19 protein-coding genes are annotated in these 19,330 nt (G+C 73.4%); 8 read left to right on the top strand and 11 right to left on the bottom strand.

What is annotated here, in order from left to right:
• Window positions 1-21: 21 nt before the first annotated feature.
• Window positions 22-1,257 carry a 4-hydroxybenzoate 3-monooxygenase gene (locus tag ACFV0T_RS01740; protein ID WP_385773275.1) on the bottom strand — a complete coding sequence of 412 codons (1,236 nt, stop codon included), beginning with the start codon at window positions 1,255-1,257 and terminating at the stop codon, window positions 22-24.
• Window positions 1,258-1,389: 132 nt separating this feature from the next.
• On the bottom strand, window positions 1,390-1,797 hold the full coding sequence (locus ACFV0T_RS01735) for a CoA-binding protein (RefSeq protein WP_385773273.1): 408 nt from the start codon (window positions 1,795-1,797) through the stop codon (window positions 1,390-1,392).
• A 164-nt stretch (window positions 1,798-1,961) separates the two neighbouring features.
• Between ACFV0T_RS01735 and ACFV0T_RS01730 the strand changes: the two genes are divergently transcribed.
• Together ACFV0T_RS01730 and ACFV0T_RS01725 are read left to right on the top strand one after the other, a co-directional pair.
• Window positions 1,962-2,690: a hypothetical protein gene (locus ACFV0T_RS01730; protein ID WP_385773271.1), complete on the top strand. Its 729-nt coding sequence runs from the start codon at window positions 1,962-1,964 to the stop codon at window positions 2,688-2,690.
• 5 nt (window positions 2,691-2,695) lie between these two features.
• Window positions 2,696-3,262 carry a SixA phosphatase family protein gene (locus tag ACFV0T_RS01725; RefSeq protein ID WP_385773269.1) on the top strand — a complete coding sequence of 189 codons (567 nt, stop codon included), beginning with the start codon at window positions 2,696-2,698 and terminating at the stop codon, window positions 3,260-3,262.
• Window positions 3,263-3,312: 50 nt separating this feature from the next.
• Here ACFV0T_RS01725 and ACFV0T_RS01720 read toward each other — a convergent pair whose 3' ends face one another.
• Window positions 3,313-5,304, bottom strand: a complete 1,992-nt coding sequence (locus tag ACFV0T_RS01720; protein WP_385773267.1) for an amino acid transporter — start codon at window positions 5,302-5,304, stop codon at window positions 3,313-3,315.
• A 131-nt stretch (window positions 5,305-5,435) separates the two neighbouring features.
• On the opposite strand from ACFV0T_RS01720, the gene ACFV0T_RS01715 reads away from it, so the two are divergent.
• The 3 genes from ACFV0T_RS01715 (at window position 5,436) to ACFV0T_RS01705 (ending at window position 10,419) form a co-directional block, all read left to right on the top strand.
• Window positions 5,436-6,062, top strand: a complete 627-nt coding sequence (locus ACFV0T_RS01715; protein WP_385773265.1) for a YigZ family protein — start codon at window positions 5,436-5,438, stop codon at window positions 6,060-6,062.
• 203 nt (window positions 6,063-6,265) lie between these two features.
• On the top strand, window positions 6,266-7,429 hold the full coding sequence (locus tag ACFV0T_RS01710; RefSeq protein WP_385773263.1) for an exonuclease SbcCD subunit D: 1,164 nt from the start codon (window positions 6,266-6,268) through the stop codon (window positions 7,427-7,429).
• Window positions 7,426-10,419, top strand: a complete 2,994-nt coding sequence (locus ACFV0T_RS01705; protein ID WP_385773261.1) for an AAA family ATPase — start codon at window positions 7,426-7,428, stop codon at window positions 10,417-10,419. Before ACFV0T_RS01710 ends, ACFV0T_RS01705 begins: the two co-directional genes overlap by 4 nt.
• A gap of 79 nt (window positions 10,420-10,498) precedes the next feature.
• Here the strand turns inward: ACFV0T_RS01705 and ACFV0T_RS01700 are convergent, their stop codons facing one another.
• Window positions 10,499-10,945: an Lrp/AsnC family transcriptional regulator gene (locus tag ACFV0T_RS01700; RefSeq protein ID WP_385773259.1), complete on the bottom strand. Its 447-nt coding sequence runs from the start codon at window positions 10,943-10,945 to the stop codon at window positions 10,499-10,501.
• Window positions 10,946-11,093: 148 nt separating this feature from the next.
• Here ACFV0T_RS01700 and ACFV0T_RS01695 point away from each other — a divergent pair, with 148 nt between their 5' ends.
• A complete protein-coding gene (locus ACFV0T_RS01695) occupies window positions 11,094-11,633 on the top strand; it encodes a rhodanese-like domain-containing protein (RefSeq protein ID WP_385773258.1) in 540 nt (179 codons plus the stop codon).
• 225 nt (window positions 11,634-11,858) lie between these two features.
• Here the strand turns inward: ACFV0T_RS01695 and ACFV0T_RS01690 are convergent, their stop codons facing one another.
• A complete protein-coding gene (locus ACFV0T_RS01690) occupies window positions 11,859-12,653 on the bottom strand; it encodes an ATP-grasp domain-containing protein (protein WP_385773257.1) in 795 nt (264 codons plus the stop codon).
• A 77-nt stretch (window positions 12,654-12,730) separates the two neighbouring features.
• Between ACFV0T_RS01690 and ACFV0T_RS01685 the strand changes: the two genes are divergently transcribed.
• Together ACFV0T_RS01685 and ACFV0T_RS01680 are read left to right on the top strand one after the other, a co-directional pair.
• Window positions 12,731-13,246, top strand: coding sequence for an Imm21 family immunity protein (locus tag ACFV0T_RS01685; RefSeq protein WP_385773255.1), 516 nt, complete (start codon window positions 12,731-12,733; stop codon window positions 13,244-13,246).
• A 117-nt stretch (window positions 13,247-13,363) separates the two neighbouring features.
• A complete protein-coding gene (locus ACFV0T_RS01680; RefSeq protein ID WP_385773253.1) occupies window positions 13,364-14,209 on the top strand; it encodes an SDR family oxidoreductase in 846 nt (281 codons plus the stop codon).
• Between the two features lie 70 nt (window positions 14,210-14,279).
• Here ACFV0T_RS01680 and ACFV0T_RS01675 read toward each other — a convergent pair whose 3' ends face one another.
• From ACFV0T_RS01675 to ACFV0T_RS01650, 6 genes are all read right to left on the bottom strand, one after another.
• Entirely contained in the window at window positions 14,280-15,971 is a 1,692-nt protein-coding gene (locus ACFV0T_RS01675) for a DUF885 domain-containing protein (protein ID WP_385773251.1), read from the bottom strand.
• Window positions 15,972-16,187: 216 nt separating this feature from the next.
• Window positions 16,188-16,463 carry a hypothetical protein gene (locus ACFV0T_RS01670; protein WP_385773250.1) on the bottom strand — a complete coding sequence of 92 codons (276 nt, stop codon included), beginning with the start codon at window positions 16,461-16,463 and terminating at the stop codon, window positions 16,188-16,190.
• Complete coding sequence (locus tag ACFV0T_RS01665) at window positions 16,460-16,930, bottom strand: GntR family transcriptional regulator (RefSeq protein WP_385773248.1); 471 nt, start codon at window positions 16,928-16,930, stop codon at window positions 16,460-16,462. The genes ACFV0T_RS01670 and ACFV0T_RS01665 overlap by 4 nt, the downstream gene beginning before the upstream one ends.
• Window positions 16,923-17,717, bottom strand: a complete 795-nt coding sequence (locus tag ACFV0T_RS01660; protein WP_385773246.1) for a hypothetical protein — start codon at window positions 17,715-17,717, stop codon at window positions 16,923-16,925. The genes ACFV0T_RS01665 and ACFV0T_RS01660 overlap by 8 nt, the downstream gene beginning before the upstream one ends.
• Before the next feature lie 713 nt (window positions 17,718-18,430).
• Window positions 18,431-18,937: a hypothetical protein gene (locus ACFV0T_RS01655; protein WP_385773244.1), complete on the bottom strand. Its 507-nt coding sequence runs from the start codon at window positions 18,935-18,937 to the stop codon at window positions 18,431-18,433.
• Entirely contained in the window at window positions 18,907-19,209 is a 303-nt protein-coding gene (locus ACFV0T_RS01650; RefSeq protein ID WP_385773242.1) for a hypothetical protein, read from the bottom strand. The genes ACFV0T_RS01655 and ACFV0T_RS01650 overlap by 31 nt, the downstream gene beginning before the upstream one ends.
• Window positions 19,210-19,330: the final 121 nt, after the last annotated feature.

Here is a 19,330-nt window from a genome sequence, read left to right as displayed (position 1 = left end):
CCACCGGGGTACTGCTCCGCGTCAGTGGCGTGCGGCCGTACCGAGGTACTGCTCGGCGAAGGCGGCGGCCGCGACCGGCGAGGTGAACAGCCGCCGCAGCCGGGCCCGCGCGGTGCCCGCGCGGAACGGGTCGCCCGTCGCGGGCCCGTGGTACACCTCGGAGAGCCACTGGGAGAACTCCTGGTAGTCCCACACGCGCCGCAGGCACGCCTCCGAGTAGCCGTCGAGCGCCCGCCGGTCGCCGTCGGTGACCTGGGCGGCCAGCGCGTCGCCGAGCAGGAACGCGTCGTGCAGGGCGAGGTTCATGCCCTTGGCCGCGATCGGCGCGACGAGGTGGGCCGCGTCCCCGGCCAGGAAGAGCCGCCCGTGGGCCATCGGTTCGACGACGTAGTCGTGCATGTCCAGCACGCGCTTCTCGATCAGCCGTCCCTCGGTGAGCGGTGGAGCGCCCGCCGCGCCGAGGCGCAGGTGCAGCTCCGCCCAGACCCGCTCGTGCGGCCAGCCGTCCGGGTCGTCCCCGGGCGGGCACTGGAGGTAGTAGCGGGTCACCTCGGGACCGCGGGCCATGTGCCCGGCGAATCCCCGCGGATGGACCCCGAACAGGACGCAGTCGGACGACGGGGGTGCCTCGGCGAGCAGGGCCAGCCAGCCGACGCCGTAGTCGTGCCGCGCCGTGCGGGCCCGGTCGGACGGCAGGGCGGCGCGCGTCACGCCGCGCGCCCCGTCGCAGCCGGCGACGAAGTCGCAGCGCAGCACGTGGCGTAGGCCGGTCTCGGGGTCGAGGTACGACACCGAGGGGCGCTCGGAGTCCAGGTCGTGCAGCCGTACGTCGCGCACGCCGAAGCGTATGTCCCCGCCGCGCACGTCCGCGTACTCGCGCACCAGGTCCGTCACCAGCAACGGCTGCGGATAGACATAGTGGTGACGACCCGTCAACTCCTCGTAGGGGAAACGGTGTCGCTCGCCGTCGAACCGGAACTCGCACTCGGTGTGCACCTGCGCCCGCTCCAGCAGGTTCGCCGCGAGACCGCGCCGCCGGAGGGCTCGCACGGCCCACTCCTCGACGACCCCGGCCCTGGGCCGTCGCTCGATGAACTCCCGCGTCTCCGTCTCCAGCACCACACACGCGACCCCCGCGGCCCGCAGGACGTTGCCGACGGTGAGTCCCGCGGGCCCGGCACCCACGACGACGACCGGATGGTGTCGCGGGGAAGGGGAGCCGGGGTGGCGGCGGGCGGGCGACGGGGACTCGGCCATCGTTCTTCCTCGGGTCTGCGTGACGCGGCGGAGCCCGGCGCGCGGGGCCCCGGACCAGGCTGCCAGAGGCCCGCCGCGCGGCTCGCGGCGGGTCCTGGCAGACGCTCCGTCAGCTACCCCACGGAGGCGCGCTCACCGCAGCGCCGGGATCTCGATCGCCGGGCAGCGGTCCATCACCATGTCCAGGCCCGCCGCGCGGATGCGGTCGTACGCCTCCTCGTCGACGACGCCGAGCTGGAACCAGACCGCCCGCGCGCCCTTGGCGACCGCGTCGTCGGCGACCGCACCGGCAAGATCGCTGTTGACGAAGACGTCGACGACGTCCACCTCGAAGGGGATGTCCGCGAGGGACGCGTAGCCCGGCTCGCCGTGCACGGTCTCCGCCTTGGGGTGGACCGGGACGACCCGCTTGCCGAAGCGCTGGAGCACCTCGGCGACACCGTACGCGGCGCGGCTCCGGTTCGACGACAGGCCCACCACGGCCCAGGTGTCACCGAGCTCGGTGAGGATCTTGCGGATCGTTGCCTCGTCGCCGTACACCGATGGCCTCCACGGAAGAGAGCGGGGGAAGAGCTGTCAGGGGGACAACAGCGCGGGGCGCGGCGGGATTCCGGGCCGGACCGCCCTACTCCCGGATCCGGCGCCGTGTCCTGATTCCACGCGGCCTGCCTGCGCTTCGGCGTCCGCCCGCCTACGCTCAGCCCGTGCTCCGCATCATCGACGCCCGTACCGGCGAATCCGTCGACGCCGCCCCCGCCCGCCGAGGCCTGACCCGTGTCGAGGCGCACGTGCCGGGATTCGACCCCTCGGCCGTGCGCGTGCTGCTCGTCACCGACCTGCTCGTGCGCGCCCTGGAACTCGGCGGTACGCCGGTCTGGGCGCTGCTGAGCGCACCGCGCGACCTGGCCGAGCTGCGCGCGAGCGCCGCCGCCCTCGGCGTCCGGCCCTTCGAGGACGGACAGGACACCGGGCCGGGACTGGGCGAGGCCCAGGTCCTGCAGGTGACCGGCGAGGGCGGCGCCGTGCCCGACGGGGTCCGGGTCGAGGTCGCGGCCGTCCACTGCGCGCAGCCGGCTGTTGCGGAGGGCGCCGACCCCGCCGCGCTGCGGCTGGCCCTCCTGGGATCGCCCCGCGGCGCGCCCGTCACCCTCGGCCCGGCGGCCCTGGCGGACGCCGAGCGCACCCTCGGGCGCTGGCGCCGCGCGGTCGCCACCTGGGCCCACCGGCCGTCCCGGCCGGTCCCCGACGACGTGCGCGCACGGCTGCGCGGCGCCTGGGAGGACGACCTGGACGTGCCCGAGGTGCTGCGCGTGCTGCACGCGGTGGAGGAGGCGGGACCGGAGCTGCCGGACGGCGCCCGCTTCGAGACGTACGCCTACGCCGACCGCCTCCTCGGCCTCGAACTCACCCGCGACCTCGGGGCCCTCGCGTGAACGGCGTGATTCCGCGTGCCGGGGCGGGACCGCTGCGCCGTCTCATCGTGCTGCGGCACGCCAAGTCCGCCTGGCCGGAGGGCGTCCCCGACCATCGGCGGCCCCTGGCGCCGCGTGGCCGCCGGGACGCCCCGGCCGCGGGCCGCGCGCTCGCCGAGGCCGACTCCCTGCCCGACCTCGCCCTGTGCTCGACCGCCCTGCGCGCCCGTCAGACCTGGGACCTGGCCGCCGCCCAGTGGGGCACCCCGCCGCCGGTGCGCTACGAGCCGAGGCTGTACGAGGCCGACGCGGCGGAGTTGCTGGAGGTGGTGCGCGAGACGCCCCCCGAGGTCGAGTCGCTGCTGCTGGTCGGGCACAACCCCGGCCTGGAGGACCTGGTCCTCGACCTGGCCGACGACGGCCTCGACGGGGCCTTGGACGAGGTCCGCGTGAAGTTCCCGACCGCGGCGATCGCGGTCCTCGCCTGGCACGGCCACACCTGGCGCGCGCTGGCCCCAGCCACGGCCCTGCTGACGTCGATGACCGTGCCGCGGGGGAGGAAGGGGGAGGAGGGCGGAGGACGAGGCAGGTAGCGAAGTCAGTATGAAGAGGAACGAGGAGGGGGAAGAAGGGGAGGACCGAGCTAGCCCACGTGGATGTACGGCCGCCGCTGCGGGTCCGGTTCCGCGCGGCGCAGCACCTCCTCGGTGACCGGTGCCACCTCGCCCTGGCCGAAGACCAGGAAGCGGATCAGATTGCTCACCGGGTTGCCCTCCGTCCAGTTGAAGTAGGCGTGCGGGACCCGGCCGGTGCGGTCGCGCAGGGTCAGCAGCACCGCGGCGACGGTGTTGGGCACCGTCGGCCCCTGCGCCCGCAGCCGCCGCACGCCGAGAGTGTCGTCGCCGTGCACGCTGACGTCGGTGCTGAAGTCCGAGGAGTCCCGCACCTGCACCTCCAGGAACAGCACCGGGCCGCCTTTCGGGATGGGGGTGTGCCCGCGCTGTTCGTGCTCCTTGGCCCGGTACTCCCGCCGGGTGTGCTCCGTGCCGTCGTTCGCGATCAGCCGCAGCGGTCCGCCGTGGGCGGCCTCGTCGACGATCCGTGCCGCGCTCGCGTCGAGGACGACCTCGGTGGCGCGCAGTTCGAAGGCCCGGTGCACCCGGGAGCTGAACGACGTGATCAGGATGGCCACGATGAAGATTCCCGCGATCTTGATACCGTCGGGCCGCTCGATGACGTTGGCCACCAGGGTGTAGGCGAAGACGGCGGTGATCGTGCCGAAGCCGAGCGCGGCCCGGTGCCGGCCGCGCCGGTGCACGGCGACCGTGGAGGCGAACGCCGCCGACAGCATCAGGACCAGCACACCGGTCGCGTACGCCCCGCTCTGCCGGTCGACGTTCGCGTCGAACCACAGGGTGATCAGGACGGCGGCCGTCATGAAGACCAGGACCAGCGGGCGCACCGCCCGCGTCCACTCGGGGGCCATGCCGTAGCGCGGCAGGTAGCGCGGGACGAGGTTCAGCAGCCCGGCGAGCGCGGAGGCACCCGCGAACCACAGGATCGCGATCGTGGACAGGTCGTAGATCGTGCCGAACACCTGGCCCAGGTGCTCGTGCGCGAGATAGGCGAGCGCCCGGCCGTTGGCCTTGCCGCCGCTCTTGAACTCCGCCTGCGGGATGAGGACCGTCGTGGCCAGGCTGGACAGCAGCAGGAAGCAGCTCATGATCAACGCGGCCGTGGTGAGCAGCTTGCGGGTACCCCGGATGCGGCCCGCCGGGTTCGCGTACGTGTCCGTCGGGGCGCCCCTGACCTGGGGCATCACGGCCACGCCGGTCTCGAAGCCGGACATGCCGAGGGCCAGCTTGGGGAAGACCAGCAGCGCCACGCCGACCATCATCAGGGGTGAGGAGTGCTCGGCGCTCAGCGCGTCGGTCCAGCTTCCGATCCGCACCGGGCCGGTGAACACCTCCCAGGCGGATTCGGCGAGCACGACCAGATTGAGGGTCAGATACGTCACCACCAGCACCACCGCGATACCGATGGCCTCCCTGAAGCCCTTCAGAAAGACGCCGCCCAGCAGCCCCACCAGCACGAGGGTGATCCACAGATTCTCGCCGTGCAGCCAGTGCGGGGCGAACGGGTTCTCCACCACGTGCGCGGCGGCGTCCGCGGCCGACAGGGTGATGGTGATGATGAAGTCCGTCGCCGCGAAGCCGAGCAGCACCAGCACCAGGATCTTCCCCGACCACCAGGACAGCAGCCGTTCCAGCATGGCGATCGAGCCTTCGCCGTGCGGGCTCTCGTGCGCGACGCGCCGGTAGACCGGCAGCGCGCCGAACAGCGTCAGCGCGATCAGCACCAGGGTCGCGAGCGGGGACAGCAGACCGGCGGCGAGCGCGGCGATGCCCGGCTGGTACCCGAGCGTGGAGAAGTAGTCGACACCGGTGAGGCACATCACCCGCCACCACCGGTGGCCCCGGTGATCGGCGGGGGGAGCCGCGTGCGGTCCGGGATGCCGGGCCGTCTGCTCGCTGAGCCCGTCCAGCAGCCAGGCCCGCCAGCGGGACGGGCGCGCGGCGGATTCCGTACGGGCGGGACCGGCGCCGCCGGTGCTCCCCACGTGCGTGCCGGTCATGCCGGTGTCTCCCTGTCTCCTGCGGTCGGCGGGGCCGGCCGGCCCCGGACCGACGACGGGCACGTCCCCACCACATCGTGGCCCGCACCTGCGCGGCGGGCGACCGCACGGGCTGCGCATAGGCTGGCCGGATGCAGGACGAGTACCGCACCGTCGCCCACCCGGGCGTGCACGAGACCGAGGTCAACCGTTCGCGCTTCCTGTGCGCGCTCGCCCCGGCCGCCACCGAGCAGGAGGCACAGGACTTCCTCGCCGCCGTCCGCAAGGAGCACGCCGACGCCACGCACAACTGCTGGGCCTACGTCATCGGAGCGGACGCCTCGATCCAGAAGGCCGGCGACGACGGCGAACCCGGCGGCACGGCAGGGGTGCCCATGCTCCAGATGCTGCTGCGCCGCGACATGCGGTACGTCGTGGCCGTCGTCACCCGCTACTACGGCGGCGTCAAGCTCGGCGCGGGCGGACTGATCCGGGCGTACGGCGGAGCGGTCGGCGAGGCTTTGGACACTCTCGGCACCCTCACCCGGCGGCGCTTCCGGCTGGCCACGGTGACCGTCGACCACCAGCGGGCGGGCAAGGTGCAGAACGACCTGCGCTCGACCGGGCGCGAGGTCCGTGACGTGCGCTACGGCGAGGCGGTCACCATCGAGATCGGCCTGCCGGACGCCGAGGTGGAGTCCTTCCGCGGCTGGCTCGCGGACGTCACGGCCGGGACGGCGGGCTTCGAGCTGGGCGGCGAGGCCTACGGCGACGCCTGAATCTCCCTACAGGTGTGGACATTTCCGGCGATTCGCGGCCGGGCGGGGGTGACGGATCGAGGTCTGTGGGGGATCAGGTACCGAAACGCGTTAGCGTGGTGGGTGCCGACCGGCGAGCCTGTGCCGGTGTGTGCGAGTCCATGGTGGTTCGTACCGGTTCCAGAGGGTGCAGTAGGGGGAGACGTGCAGGTCGGAGCGGTTTCTTGAGAGTCCTGCACACGTCCGACTGGCATCTCGGCCGGGCGTTCCACCGGGTCAACATGCTGGAGGCCCAGGCCGAGTTCATCGGCCATCTCGTCACGACCGCGCGTGAGCACGCCGTGGACGCCGTCCTCGTCTCGGGAGACGTGTACGACCGGGCGGTGCCGCCGCTCGCCGCGGTCGAGCTGTTCGACGACGCCCTGCACCGCCTCGCCGACCTCGGCGTGCCGACCGTGATGATCTCCGGCAACCACGACTCCGCCCGCCGGCTGGGGGTGGGCGCCGGGCTGATCGACCGCGCGGGCATCCACCTGCGGACCGAGCCGTCGGCCTGCGGAACGCCCGTGGTGCTCTCCGACGCGCACGGCGACGTGGCCTTCTACGGACTGCCCTATCTCGAACCCGCCCTGGTCAAGGACGAGTTCGGCGTGCTGAAGCCGGGACACGAGGCGGTGCTCGCCGCCGCCATGGACCGTGTCCGCGCCGACCTCGCCACCCGCGCCCGCGGCACCCGTTCCGTCGTCCTGGCCCACGCCTTCGTCACCGGCGGCCAGGCCAGCGACAGCGAGCGGGACATCACGATCGGCGGGGTGGCCGCCGTGCCCGCCGGCGTCTTCGACGGCGTCGACTACGCGGCACTGGGCCACCTGCACGGCTGCCAGACCATCACCGAGCGCGTGCGCTACTCCGGCTCCCCGTTGCCGTACTCCTTCTCAGAAGCCGGTCACCGCAAGAGCATGTGGCTCGTCGACCTCGGCGCCGACGGCACGCTCACCGCCGAACGGATCGACTGCCCGGTGCCCCGCGCCCTGGCCCGCATCAGGGGCCCGCTGGAGGACCTGCTCGCCGACCCGGCGCTCGCCCGGCACGAACAGGCGTGGGTCGAGGCGACCCTCACCGACCCCGTCCGCCCGGCCGACCCCATGGCCCGGCTCACGGCACGCTTCCCGCACACGCTCTCCCTCGTCTTCGACCCCGAACGCGCCCCGGACGACCCCTCCGTGTCCTACGCGGCACGGCTCGCCGACCGCAGCGACCAGCAGATCGCGGAGGACTTCGTGGCGCATGTGCGCGGCGCCGGACCCGACGAACGGGAGCGGACCGTGCTGCGCGACGCCTTCGACGCGGTGCGCGCGGACGCCACCGTGCGGGAGGTGGCCCGGTGAGGCTGCACCGCCTGGACATCACCGCCTTCGGGCCCTTCGGCGGGGCGCAGAGCGTCGACTTCGACGAGCTGTCCGGCGCCGGACTCTTCCTGCTGCACGGCCCGACCGGCGCGGGCAAGACCTCCGTCCTCGACGCGGTCTGCTACGCGCTCTACGGCTCGGTCCCGGGCGCCCGGCAGAGCGCGCAGGGCCTGACGCTGCGCAGCGACCACGCCGAGGCGGCCACCCGCACCGAGGTCCGCCTCGAACTGACCGCCGCCGGGCGGAGGCTGGAGATCACCCGGCAGCCGCCCTGGCAGCGGCCCAAACGACGCGGCTCCGGTACGACGCTCGACAAGGCCCAGACCTGGCTGCGCGAGTACGACGCCGTCGCCGGCGCCTGGAAGGACCTCAGCCGCTCGCACCAGGAGATCGGCGAGGAGATCACCCAGCTGCTCGGGATGAGCCGCGAGCAGTTCTGCCAGGTCGTACTGCTGCCGCAGGGCGACTTCGCGCGGTTCCTGCGCGCCGACGCCGAGGCCCGCGGCAAACTGCTCGGCCGGCTGTTCGACACGCATCGCTTCGCCGAGGTCGAGAAGCGCCTCGCCGAACGCCGCAAGGCCACCGAGACGCAGGTGCGCGAGGGCGATGCCGCACTGCTGGCGGACGCCCACCGCATGCAGCAGGAGGCGGGCGGCGCCATGGAGCTGCCCGAACTGGCCCCCGGCGAACCGGGCCTGGCTGACGCCGTGCTCGGTGCCGCCGCCGTCGCCCGCAGCACCGCCCGCGAAGAGCTCGCCGTCGCCCACTGCGGGCTGTCCGCCGCCGAGTCCGGGCAGGCCGCCGCCGAGCGCGCGCTGTCCGACGTACGCGAAGTGTCCCGTTTGCAGCAGCGGTTCGCGCAGGCACGGCAGCGGGCCGGACTGCTCCAGGAACAGGCCGAGGAACACCGGGCGGCACAGACGCGGATGGAACGGTCGCGCAAGGCGGAGGCGGTCGCGCCGGCCCTGGAACTGCGCGACGAGGCCGACGCCGAGCACCGCCGCTCCGCCCACGCCGAGACGCACGCCCGGGCGCAGCTGCCGGACTCCTTCGCGGAAGCGGGAGCGGCCGGACTCGCGGTGGCCGCCCGCCGGGCCGCCGAGGAGCTGGGCGGACTGGAGTCGGCCCGGCGGGCCGAACACCGCCTCGCCGAACTCACCGCCGAGCGCACCGGCCTGGACCGCCAGGAACGCGCTGACGACGACGTACTGGCGGAGGCGGAGAGCTGGCTCGGCGCGTGGGAGACGACCCGCGCCGGGCTCCAGGCCCGGATCGACGCCGCGCAGTCGGCCGCCGCCCGGGCCGAACAGCTCGCCGTGCTGCGCGAGCCCGCTCGGCAGCGACTCACCGCCGCCCGCGCCCGCGACCGGCTCGCCGAGGACACCGAACAGACCCGGCAGCGGGCACTCGCCGCCCAGGAGCGGGCGACGCAGGCCCGCGCCGACTGGCTGGACCTCAAGGAACAGCGGCTGAACGGCATCGCCGCGGAACTCGCCGCGAACCTCCGGGACGGCGAAGCCTGCGCCGTGTGCGGCGCCACCGAACACCCCGCCCCCGCCCGCAAGGTCGCCGGACACGTCGACCGAGAGGCGGAGGAACGCGCCCTGGGCCACTACCAGAGCGCCCAGGACCGACACGCCCAGGACGAGCGGCGGCTGAGCGCCGTACGGGAGGAGCTGGCCGCCGCCACCGCCGAGGCGAGCGACACCCCCACCGAGCAACTCGCCCAGCAGGCCGCGGAGTTGGAGCTGCAGTACAGCGAGTCGCGCCGGGAGGCCTCCGAACTGCACGCCGCGAACGAGGAGCTGCGGCACGCCGAGCAGGAGCGCGAACGGCGGACCGCGGTACGGCAGGAGGCGGCCGTGCGAGCGGCCTCCCGGGTCGGCCACCGGGAGCGGCTGGACCGCGAGAACGCCACGCTGGAAGAGGAGTTGACGCAGGCCAGGGGCGGCGCCGACAGCGTCGCCGCACGGGCCGCCCAGCTGGAGCGGCGGGTCGCCCTCCTCACCGACGCGGCCGACGCCGCCCGCGCCGCCGAGGACAGCGCGCAGCGGCTCAAGGACGCCGACGCGCGCCTCGCCGACGCCGCCTTCCGCGCCGGTTTCGACACCCCGCAGGCCGCGGCCGACGCGCTCCTCGACGACGCGGCCCACCGCGAGCTCCAACGGCGCCTGGACGTCCGGCAGACCGAGGAGAGCGCCGTACGCGCGATCCTCACCGAGGCCGACACCGCGGCCGCCGCCGATCAGCCGTCCGCCGACGTCCCGTCCGCCGAGCGGACCGCCGCCGAGGCGGCCCGACGGCTGCGCGACGCGGCCTCCGCGCGGGACGCCGCCGCCCGGCGCTGCGCCGAACTCGACCGGCTCTCGGCCCGCGCGGCCACCGGGGTACGGCGGCTCGCGCCGCTGCGCGAGGAGTACGACCGGGTCGCCCGCCTGGCCGGCCTCGCCGCCGGGACCTCGGCCGACAACGAACGCAGGATGCGCCTGGAGTCGTACGTGCTGGCGGCCCGCCTGGAACAGGTCGCCGCCGCCGCGACCGTACGGCTGCAGCGCATGTCGTCCGGCCGCTACACCCTCGTCCACTCCGACGACCGGGCCGGACGCGGCCGCAGCGGGCTCGGGCTGCATGTCGTCGACGCCTGGACCGGGCGGGAGCGGGACACGGCGACGCTGTCCGGCGGCGAGACGTTCTTCGCCTCGCTCGCGCTGGCGCTCGGGCTCGCCGACGTCGTCACCGACGAGGCCGGCGGAGTCCGGCTGGACACGCTCTTCATCGACGAGGGCTTCGGCAGCCTCGACGACCAGACCCTCGACGAGGTCCTCGACGTCCTCGACTCACTGCGCGAACGGGACCGCAGCGTCGGCATCGTCAGCCACGTGGCCGACCTGCGGCGCCGCGTCCACGCCCAGCTGGAGGTCGTGAAGGGCCGGTCGGGGTCGGCAGTACGGCAACGGGGCGTGCGCTGAGGCGACCGGCCCTCACAGACGTCGGCCCGCGCGTTCACCGGCCAGGCGTTCACCGGCCAGGCGTTCACCGGCCAGGCGTTCACCGGCCCAGCGGGCGCCGGGGCAGCGGTGACGAGTAGACGACGCTGGTGGTGACCGAGCCCAGCGCGCCGATCCGGCCCGAGACCTCCTCCAGATGACGCATCGAGCGGGCCGCGACCTTGATGACGAAACAGTCGTCCCCGGTCACATGGTGCGCTTCGAGGATCTCGGGCGTCACGGCGACGAGGTCGTGGAAGGGCTTGTAGTTGCCGTTCGGGTAGCGCAGGCGGACGAACGCGAGGATCGACAGGCCGAGCCGCTCGGGTTCGACGACCGCCGCGTAGCCCTTGATCACGCCCGCCTCCTCCAGCCGCCGCACCCGTTCCGTGACGGCGCTCGGGGACATCGACACGGCGCGGGCCAGCTCGGCGAAGCTGGCCCGGCCGTCGCGCTGGAGGACATCGAGGATCCGCCAGTCGGTGGCGTCCGGGGAATACGCGGTCATGAGGCAGAAATAGCAGGGAAATCCCCGGCCGATCAAGGGCCGGGCCGGGAATCGCCCCTTCAGCGAGCGGATCGCCGACCGTAGATTTCTGGCCAGGAAGAGCCGCCGCAGCGCCGACGCGGCGGCCCGAGGGAGGGCCGGACCAACCATGACCGCCACCACGACCGACACCGTCGACCCCGTCAACTCCGTCCACCCTGTCCACCCTGGCCACGCCGTCCACGCTGACAACCCCGTGCTGCGCGTCGCCCCGGCGGCCCCGGCCGAGGCCGCCGCGCACTTCCGGGCGAGCCTCGCCTTCCACGCCGACGTCTCCGATGTCGCCGCGGCGCTCGCGGCCGGCGGCGACCCCGGTTTCGTCGTCCTGGACTCGCGCTCCACCGAGTCCTGGGACCAGGGTCACATCCCCGGCGCGGTCCACCTGCCGACCGCGCTCGTCCCCGAGCAGGCCGGGGAACTCCTCGACAGATCCGTCCCGGTCGTCACGTACTGCTGGGGCCCCGGCTGCAACGGCGCCACCCGCGCGGCCCTCGCCCTCGCCGAACTCGGCTACCAGGTCAAGGAGATGCTGGGCGGCTTCGAGTACTGGGCACGCGAGGGCTTCCCGTACGAGACCTGGGAGGGCCGTGCCCAGGGCACCGCCGACCCGCTGACCGCGCCGGTGGACGCGGCGGACTGCGGCTGCTGACGCGACACCGGGCACGAACCGGCGGTGCGGGTTCGTGCCCGGCGGTGTCCGGGTGCCTCCTCGGCCTGGGTGACGTGGTCCGGATGTGTTCGTCGGCCGCGGTGGGCGGTGGGCGGTGGGCGGTGGGCGGTGGGCGGTGGAGGTGAAGGTAGTGGTGCTCGGGTGTCCCATTGCCGTGGGTGGCGGTGCTCGGCGCCCGGTGCCGCTCCGGCCGTCGGTGGCGGCTCAGTCCCGTATCACCTCCGGTGCCGGACGCAGGAAGCGGCACTCCGCCGCCGCGAACTCGCCCTCCGGGCGCGCCGCGCGCAGTACCACGTCCAGCGCCGCGTCCGCGTCACAGGCGTAATGCCCGCTGGCCCAGGCGGCGTTGGCCTCCACCACGGCCCAGCCGGAGCCGGCGAGCAGCCCCACGTCCACCACGACCGCGCTCGGCAGCCCCTCGGTGGCCAGCCGCCCGGCGAAGCCCAGCACCTCCGACCGGCGCGGATCCGCCGCCAGCGGTGCCACGTCGAGCTCGCCGCCCGTCGCGTACCGGCTGCCGGTGCGGACCTCACCGTCCAGGAGGAAGAGCCGGTACTCCAGGGCGAACGTCACGACGTCGCTCACCAGCACCGGCATGTCGTCGTCGACCGCGTCCTGCCCCGGCAGGCCGCTGCCGTCCCGGTAGACCCGCGCCGGGAAGCTCTTGTCGTTCGGCGGCTTCACGAACGCGGGCCGGCGCAGCCGCCGCGCCCGCGCGATCGTCGTGAACTCGACCTCCCGCAGGGTGTCTTCGTGCGGCAGCCGGGCGAGCCAGTCCTCAGGTGCCTCCAACAGCCCGAGCCCCAGCCCCCGCGCCACGGCGTCCGCGAACAGCGGTCCGGAGTACAGCGAGTCGCCCGCGCTCGCGGCTTCCCGCTCGGGCGCCCGGCAGTCGCGCAGCGTCTCGACCCGCATGCCGCGCCGCCGTGCGGCGTCCGCGAGGACGTGGCCGGTCGCCGTGACACGCGGGGAGAGGAACAGGGTCCGGGTGGCGTTCATGGGAGTCGACCATGGCGTACGAAGCGCTGTGGGGGACAGTGGATTTGTGGGAAGCCGGAGCGTGTAGGTTCTGCGGCATGGTGCGATACGCGGATCCGGACGCGGTGGACTGGGTGGAGTCGGGCGGCGGGCCCCTCATAGCGGTGCCGGAGACGGTGCTGCCGTTCTGGGCCGGTGCCGACGGGGACGAGACGGCCTCGGACTACGACCGGGCCTGTGACATCGACGCGGCCGTCGGCCTGCTCCCCGTGGGGGACAGCACGGCCCTGGTCCTCGGCGACGAGCCCGCGGCCACCGCCTACCTCCCCGACCACGGCACGTTCGTGCGCTGGTACGCGGCGGACTCGGCGGAGGAACTCCTCGCGGCGTTGCCCGCGGCGCTCGACACGGCGGCCTGGGAGCCCGAGGTGCGCTGGGACGTACCCGGCACGGTCCTCCTGTTCGACGCGGCCTGGCCCGGCAACGACTGCGCGCGGACCGACCACGTGAAGCTGTCGCTGCACCCCGGCCGGTACGCCGTGCGCTCGGCCCAGGTACAGCCCGGCCCCGAGACCTGGCTGGGGCTCGTCCAGCTGCGACGGCTGACGGACTGACGGACTGACGGACTGACGGACTGACGGACTGACGGGCGGACGCGGGCGGCCCGCGGCCGCCGCGCAGGGCCGAAAAACAGGTGCGTCGGTCCGGCACGGTCACCATCATGGTCGTTCATGCCCCGACCTCCGCACCCCGCCCCCGAGGACCTGCGCCGTGACCCCCTGCCGTTGCGCGGCCGAACCGCCCTGGTCACCGGCGCGAGCAGACGCGACGGCATCGGGCACGCGGTGGCCCGGCGGCTCGCCGCGTACGGCGCGAGCGTCTGTCTGCACCACCACGTGCCGCACGACGCCGCCATGCCCTGGGGTGCCGACCGGCCCGAGGAAGTGGCCGCGTCCGTGCGTGCGGCGCTCGGTGACCCACAGGCCCGGGTCGTCGCGAGGCCGGGCGACCTCTCGGACCCGGCCGCGCCCGCCGAACTGATCGCCACCGCCGCCTCGGCGCTCGGCGGCCGGCTGGACATCCTCGTCGCCAACCACGCCCTCAGCGGCTCCGACGGCACCCTCGACGCGATCGACGCCGCGATGCTCGACGCGCACTGGGCGGTCGACGCCCGCTCCGTGCTGCTCCTGGTCCAGGCGTACGCCCGGCTGCGCGCCGCACTGCCGTCGCGCACCCCGGGCGGACGCGTCGTGATGATGACGTCCGGCCAGGACCTCGGGGGCGGCATGCCCGACGAGATCGCCTACGCCCTCCAGAAGGGCGCGCTCGCCTCCGTCGCCCGGTCCCTGTCGACCACGCTCGCCGAGCACGCCGTCACGGTCAACACCGTCAACCCGGGCCCCGTGGACACCGGTTACGCGACCGGCGACGACCATGCGGCCGTCACCGCGCGTTTCCCCGCCGGCCGGTGGGGCAGGCCCGACGACCCGGCCCGCCTCATCGCGTGGCTCGCCACGGACGAGGCGGAGTGGGTCACGGGTCAGGTCGTCGACTCGGAGGGCGGCTTCCGGAGATGAGCCGGCCGCGGCAGCGGCGTCGGGGCTGTCGGGCCGTCGGGTCGGCGGGCTGACAGCCCCGACGGGGCCGTCAGAGTCGCGACAGCTCCTCCACCAGGTCGTCGAGGCCCAGCGACCCCTGGGACAGGGCCGCCATGTGCCAGGCCTTGAGGTCGAAGGCGTCGCCGTGCCGCTCACGTGCCTTCTCGCGTCCCAGCAGCCAGGCACGCTCGCCGAGCTTGTAGCCGATCGCCTGACCGGGCATCGTCAGATAGCGGGTCAGCTCGCTCTCCACGAAGTCCGCCGGACGGCTGCTGTGCGCGCCGAAGAACTCCTGGGCCAGGTCCGGAGTCCAGCGCTCGCCCGGGTGGAACGGGGAGTCCACCGGGATCTCCAGCTCGAGGTGCATGCCGATGTCGACGATGACGCGGGCGGCCCGCATCATCTGCGCGTCCAGGTAGCCGAGCCGCTGCTCGGCGTCGGTGAGGAAGCCCAGCTCGTCCATCAGGCGCTCCGCGTACAGCGCCCAGCCCTCGGCGTTGGCGCTCACCCCGCCGACGGTCGCCTGGTAGCGGGAGAGGTCCGCGGCCACGTGCGTCCACTGCGCGAGCTGGAGGTGGTGGCCGGGGACGCCCTCGTGGTACCAGGTGGAGACGAGGTCGTAGACCGGGAAGCGGGTCTGGCCCATGGTCGGCAGCCAGGTGCGGCCCGGCCGTGAGAAGTCCTCCGACGGCGGGGTGTAGTAGGGCGCCGCCGCGCCGCCCGGAGGCGCGATGCGGGACTCCACCTTCCGCACCCGCTCGGCGAGTTCGAAGTGGGTGCCGTCCAGCGCGTCGATCGCCTGGTCCATCAGGCCCTGGAGCCAGTCGCGGACCGCGTCGACGCCCTCGATGTGCTTGCCGTGCTCGTCGAGGTGCGCGAGCGCCACCCACGGTGTCGCCGCACCGGGCAGGACCTTCTCGGCCTCCTGCCGCATCTCGCCGAGCAGCCGGTGGTACTCGGCCCAGCCGTACGCGTACGCCTCGTCCAGGTCGAGGTCCGTACCGTTGAAGTAGCGCGACCAGCGCGCGTAGCGCTCCCGGCCCACGGTGTTCGGCGCGCCCTCGATCGTCGGCGCGTACACGTCCCGCATCCAGTCCCGCAGCTCCACGACGGCCCCGGTCGCCCCGCGCGCGGCCTCGTCCAGCTCCGCGCGCAGTGCCTGCGGGCCCGCCGCCGCGAAGTCCTCGAACCAGCCGCGGCCGCTGCCGTCGGTGTCCGACCACTCGGTCAGCTGCCCGATGAACGTCGCCGTCGGACGCGGCGCCGCGTACAGCTTGCGGTCCAGGCCGAGGGCGAGCGACGCGCGGTAGCCCGCCAGCGCCGTCGGTACCGCGCGCAGCCGCTCGGCGATCGCCGCCCAGTCCTCCTCCGTCTGCGCCGGCGTGACGGTGAAGATCTCGCGCACCGAGTGCGCCACCGTGTGCAGGTTGCCGACCGAGCGCAGGTGCTCGTCGGCCTCGTGCATGGCGAGTTCCGCGGTGAGCCGCTCGCGCAGCAGGCGCCCGCAGCGGCGCTCGATGTCACGGTCCGCGCCCGGCAGACGCTCGGCCTCGTCGAGCCGGGCGAGCGTCTTACGGGCCAGCTCGGCGAGCGCGTCCTGGCCCGTCGGCGAGGTGTCCGGCAGGCGGCTCGAGCTCTCCTTCACTCCCAGGTAGGTTCCGGTGATCGGGTCGAGGGCGATCAGCTCGTCGACGTAGGCGTCGGCGACCTCGCGGGGCAGCTGGCTCTTGGTCTCTGACATGCGGACATTCTCATACGGACAACGGCGCCGCGTCAGCCCGGTTTGGGCCGAGGAAGCCCGGTGAAGCTCCTCTGGAAGGCATGAGAGTCGGCGCCATGGGCGCTCGGGCGGACGGCCGTGAGCCGGGATGGACCCCTGGTGACGTCACTTGACTCACAACTCGCGGAAACCAGGGCCTGCTTGACGAGACCGGTCGGCCTCGGCCGATCGACCGGGTCAGTTCGTGTTCGGCGGGTGTGGTGGCTGGACACCTCGGACGCTCCCGGCTCCGAAAGTGGGCTCGGAGACGAGGCCCGGAACGTCGGTCTGCCCGTTCCGGGCGATCGATTCCCGTGGCCGCTCCAGGTCGCGGCAGATCTCGGTTGCGTCCGCTGCGAGACGGGCGTGCGTGAAGGAGGACAGCCAGTCGGGATCCGGACCGGCGGGGTGGATCGAGTCGAGCAGGGATTTTGGGCGTACGAGTGCGGCGGCGGCCTCTGCTCTGCCGCTCAACTCTGTTCCTCGCTCCTGCGACGCGCGCCGACGCCTGCCGTCTTGGGGCCACTCGCGCCGCTGTCGGCGGTGGCCGAAGAGGAAACGGACCTCGGGTCCAGGGCGTCCCGGACGGCGGTCAGGATGTCCTGGGTCTCGGCGCCGAGCGCTCGGGCGGCAGAGGTGAAGTCTCTTGCCAAAGTGGCGAGTTGGTCGACGTCGTGCGCCTGCGACCCGGACGGGGGCGCCGCGACCCGGGTGCCCGCGCCACGGCGGGTCCGGATCAACTCGGCTGCCTCCAGCTGGCGGTAGGCGCGGGCCACGGTGCCCGGCGCCAGATCGAGGTCGGCGGCGAGCTGGCGCACGGTCGGCAGGCGCTCGCCCTCGGTCAGCCGACCGGTCAGGATCAGCGCGGCCAGCTGGGCGCGAATCTGCTCGTAAGGCGGTACCTGGCTGGTGGTGTCGACGCGGACGGCGGGGTCACTCATCGTCGAAAGTCCCGTCGTCGGCTGCCTCGTCGTCGACGGCCCTGGGTGCCACCACGGTGACCAGGGACCATCCGAAGGTGAACAGGCCCAGCAGGCCCAGGGGGCAGACCGCCAGGATGGTGGCGGCGCCCAGCGGGCCGGCACAGGGCTTGTCAGTGAGCGCGACAAGGATCATCAACACGACGAGCAGCACCTGGCTCGACACCAGCAGCCCCCAGGCTCCGGTGATCGCCCAGGCGCGGTCGCGGCGCTGCTGGTCGTCGCCCGGGCTGTGGGCGATGCGGCGCAGCGCCCATACACAGACGGGGGTTCCGACCACGAGGGCGGCGAACATCGGCCCGCTGTAGTACAGGCCGGGCCAGGGACCAAGGGATGTGCGTATCCCTTCGCAGGTGACGGTGATGACACGCCCCGCTTCGCCTGCCCGGTCGAAGTCGGAGGAGGCCGTGGCCGCACCGATCGCCAGCAGGGTGACGAGGGACGCCGCCTGCAGAAGAAGCAGCGGCGCCATACGCGGCGGCACTTGGTCACGGACCAGGCGCGGGGCGAGACTTGCGGTGCGTACCGCTTCCTGGGGACGCAGGGTGAGGGCGTCGCCGAGCAGGACACCGCCGACCGCGCACAGGCCGAAAGCGGTGATGGCGAACACCAGGGGCATCGTGATGTCGTCGCTGTCCATCGTGACCAACTGCTGTGCGACGACGACGCCGATGGCCAGACCGGACCAGCGGGCGTAGTGGTCGGCGTGATCGAGGATCCGGGACTGGAGCGGGATGGTGTCGAGCACTACGGAGATCCCCCCGGATCATCTTGTATCAAGCGGTGGATACAAGATGGCCTCGGCCGGGATCTTGTGTCAAGCACTCGATACAAGGCGACGCACAGTGAGACGGCGTCCGGCGCAAGGGAGTTCCCTCCGGCGGGAAGGAGGTATGCCCTCCGGCCCAGGGTGCCTCCGGGCGGCTCTGCCCATGGTGACGTCGCATTCTTCCTGCCCGCAGGTTGCACCTGCCCGGCCACCACGTCGTCGGCCGGCCGCCGAGCGTGGCCAGCGGTGCGCGGCTCGTCGGGAACTGGCCCATCGTCGCCCTGACGGCGGACCGGCGGACCGGCGGACCGTCGGACCGTCGGCCCGTCGGACCGTCGGCCCGTCGGACCGTCGGCCCGTCGGCCCGTCGGACCGTCGGCCCGTCGGCCCGTCGGCCCGTCGGCACCGAACGCTCCCCGCACTGTCTGCACTGGTTCCGACCACGCGCCCGTACGCCCGAGGCATGCCTCCGGCGAACGGCTACAGCAAGAACGACAGCCCACACAGGGATCTTTCACCAGACGCTCGACAAGGCCGCGCTGACACGGCAATGACGCTCGGCCGACGTTCACGCCCTACAGCGTCGCGCGATGCCCGATTCGGACTGGGAAGCCGAAGTGGGACGGGGCCCCGACGTTGTCCTGCCGCGCCCCGGCTCACTGCAGAAGGGGCTGGGCACGGGATTCCCGGGATCATGAGGATGCCGAGGAGCCGGGCTCTGCGGTGGCCTCGGACTCGCGCTGTTCGAGCCAGGCCGCCGAGACCTCCTTCGGGACGCTCGGCAGCAGGCCGGCTTCCTTGGTGTAGGCCAGCCCCCGGGAGTATCCGCCGCCACCACAGTTGTCGGACTGGTGAAGGAGCTTCACGTCGACGGAGTCGTCGATGAAGGGCTTGGTTGCGCCGGCGCCGGTGACGCGGAAGCGGACCGGGTCGGTATCGGGGTCGACGTCGTCCGGCAGCACGAGGTTCGCCTGCGTGACGGCCTCCTGCTCGAACTCGCCCCTGACGCACTTGCCGCGCGTGCACAGCTCCCAGGAAGCGCCCGCGAGATCGTCGTAGCCGTCCTGCACGACGTACACGCCGACCTGGGACACCACGCCGACCCCGGCGCAGGCTCCCGTGTCGGCGCACCCGGAAAGACCGGCGATGAGGACGGCGACACCGCCGGTCACGCGCGCGTACCTGATCGGTATCGCCACTTCTTCACCCCTCCGGGAACTGCCTGCTCCGCCAGGGAGATGTCGGTGAAGATTACGCGGCACTCGCCGTCCCAGGCGTCACTGCACTTGGTCCAACGCTTCTCGACCCTGCGCAGGGTGCTGCCCTTCTTGGCGAGGAGACCGTGGGTGCGGCGGGTGCGTGGGAGTTCGGCGTACGCGGTTGCGGCGCCGGTGGCATCCCCCGCTTCGCCCTGCCACCGAGCGAGGTTGTCTCGGGTGGTGAGGGTGCGGAGGTGGTTGGGGCCCAGCACTCGCAGTCGGACATCCGGCCCGACGCCGGTTTCGTCACCCCGTCGAGCCCGAGGGATGTGAGGGCGGCCGGTTTGTCGGTGGTGAGTCTGGTGCGGCGGATCTTGGTGTTGGACGGCCCCC

The sequence above is a fragment of the Streptomyces sp. NPDC059582 genome (assembly GCF_042735715.1).
Taxonomy (GTDB): Bacteria; Actinomycetota; Actinomycetes; order Streptomycetales; family Streptomycetaceae; genus Streptomyces.
This window is presented reverse-complemented; position numbering and strand designations above follow the sequence as displayed.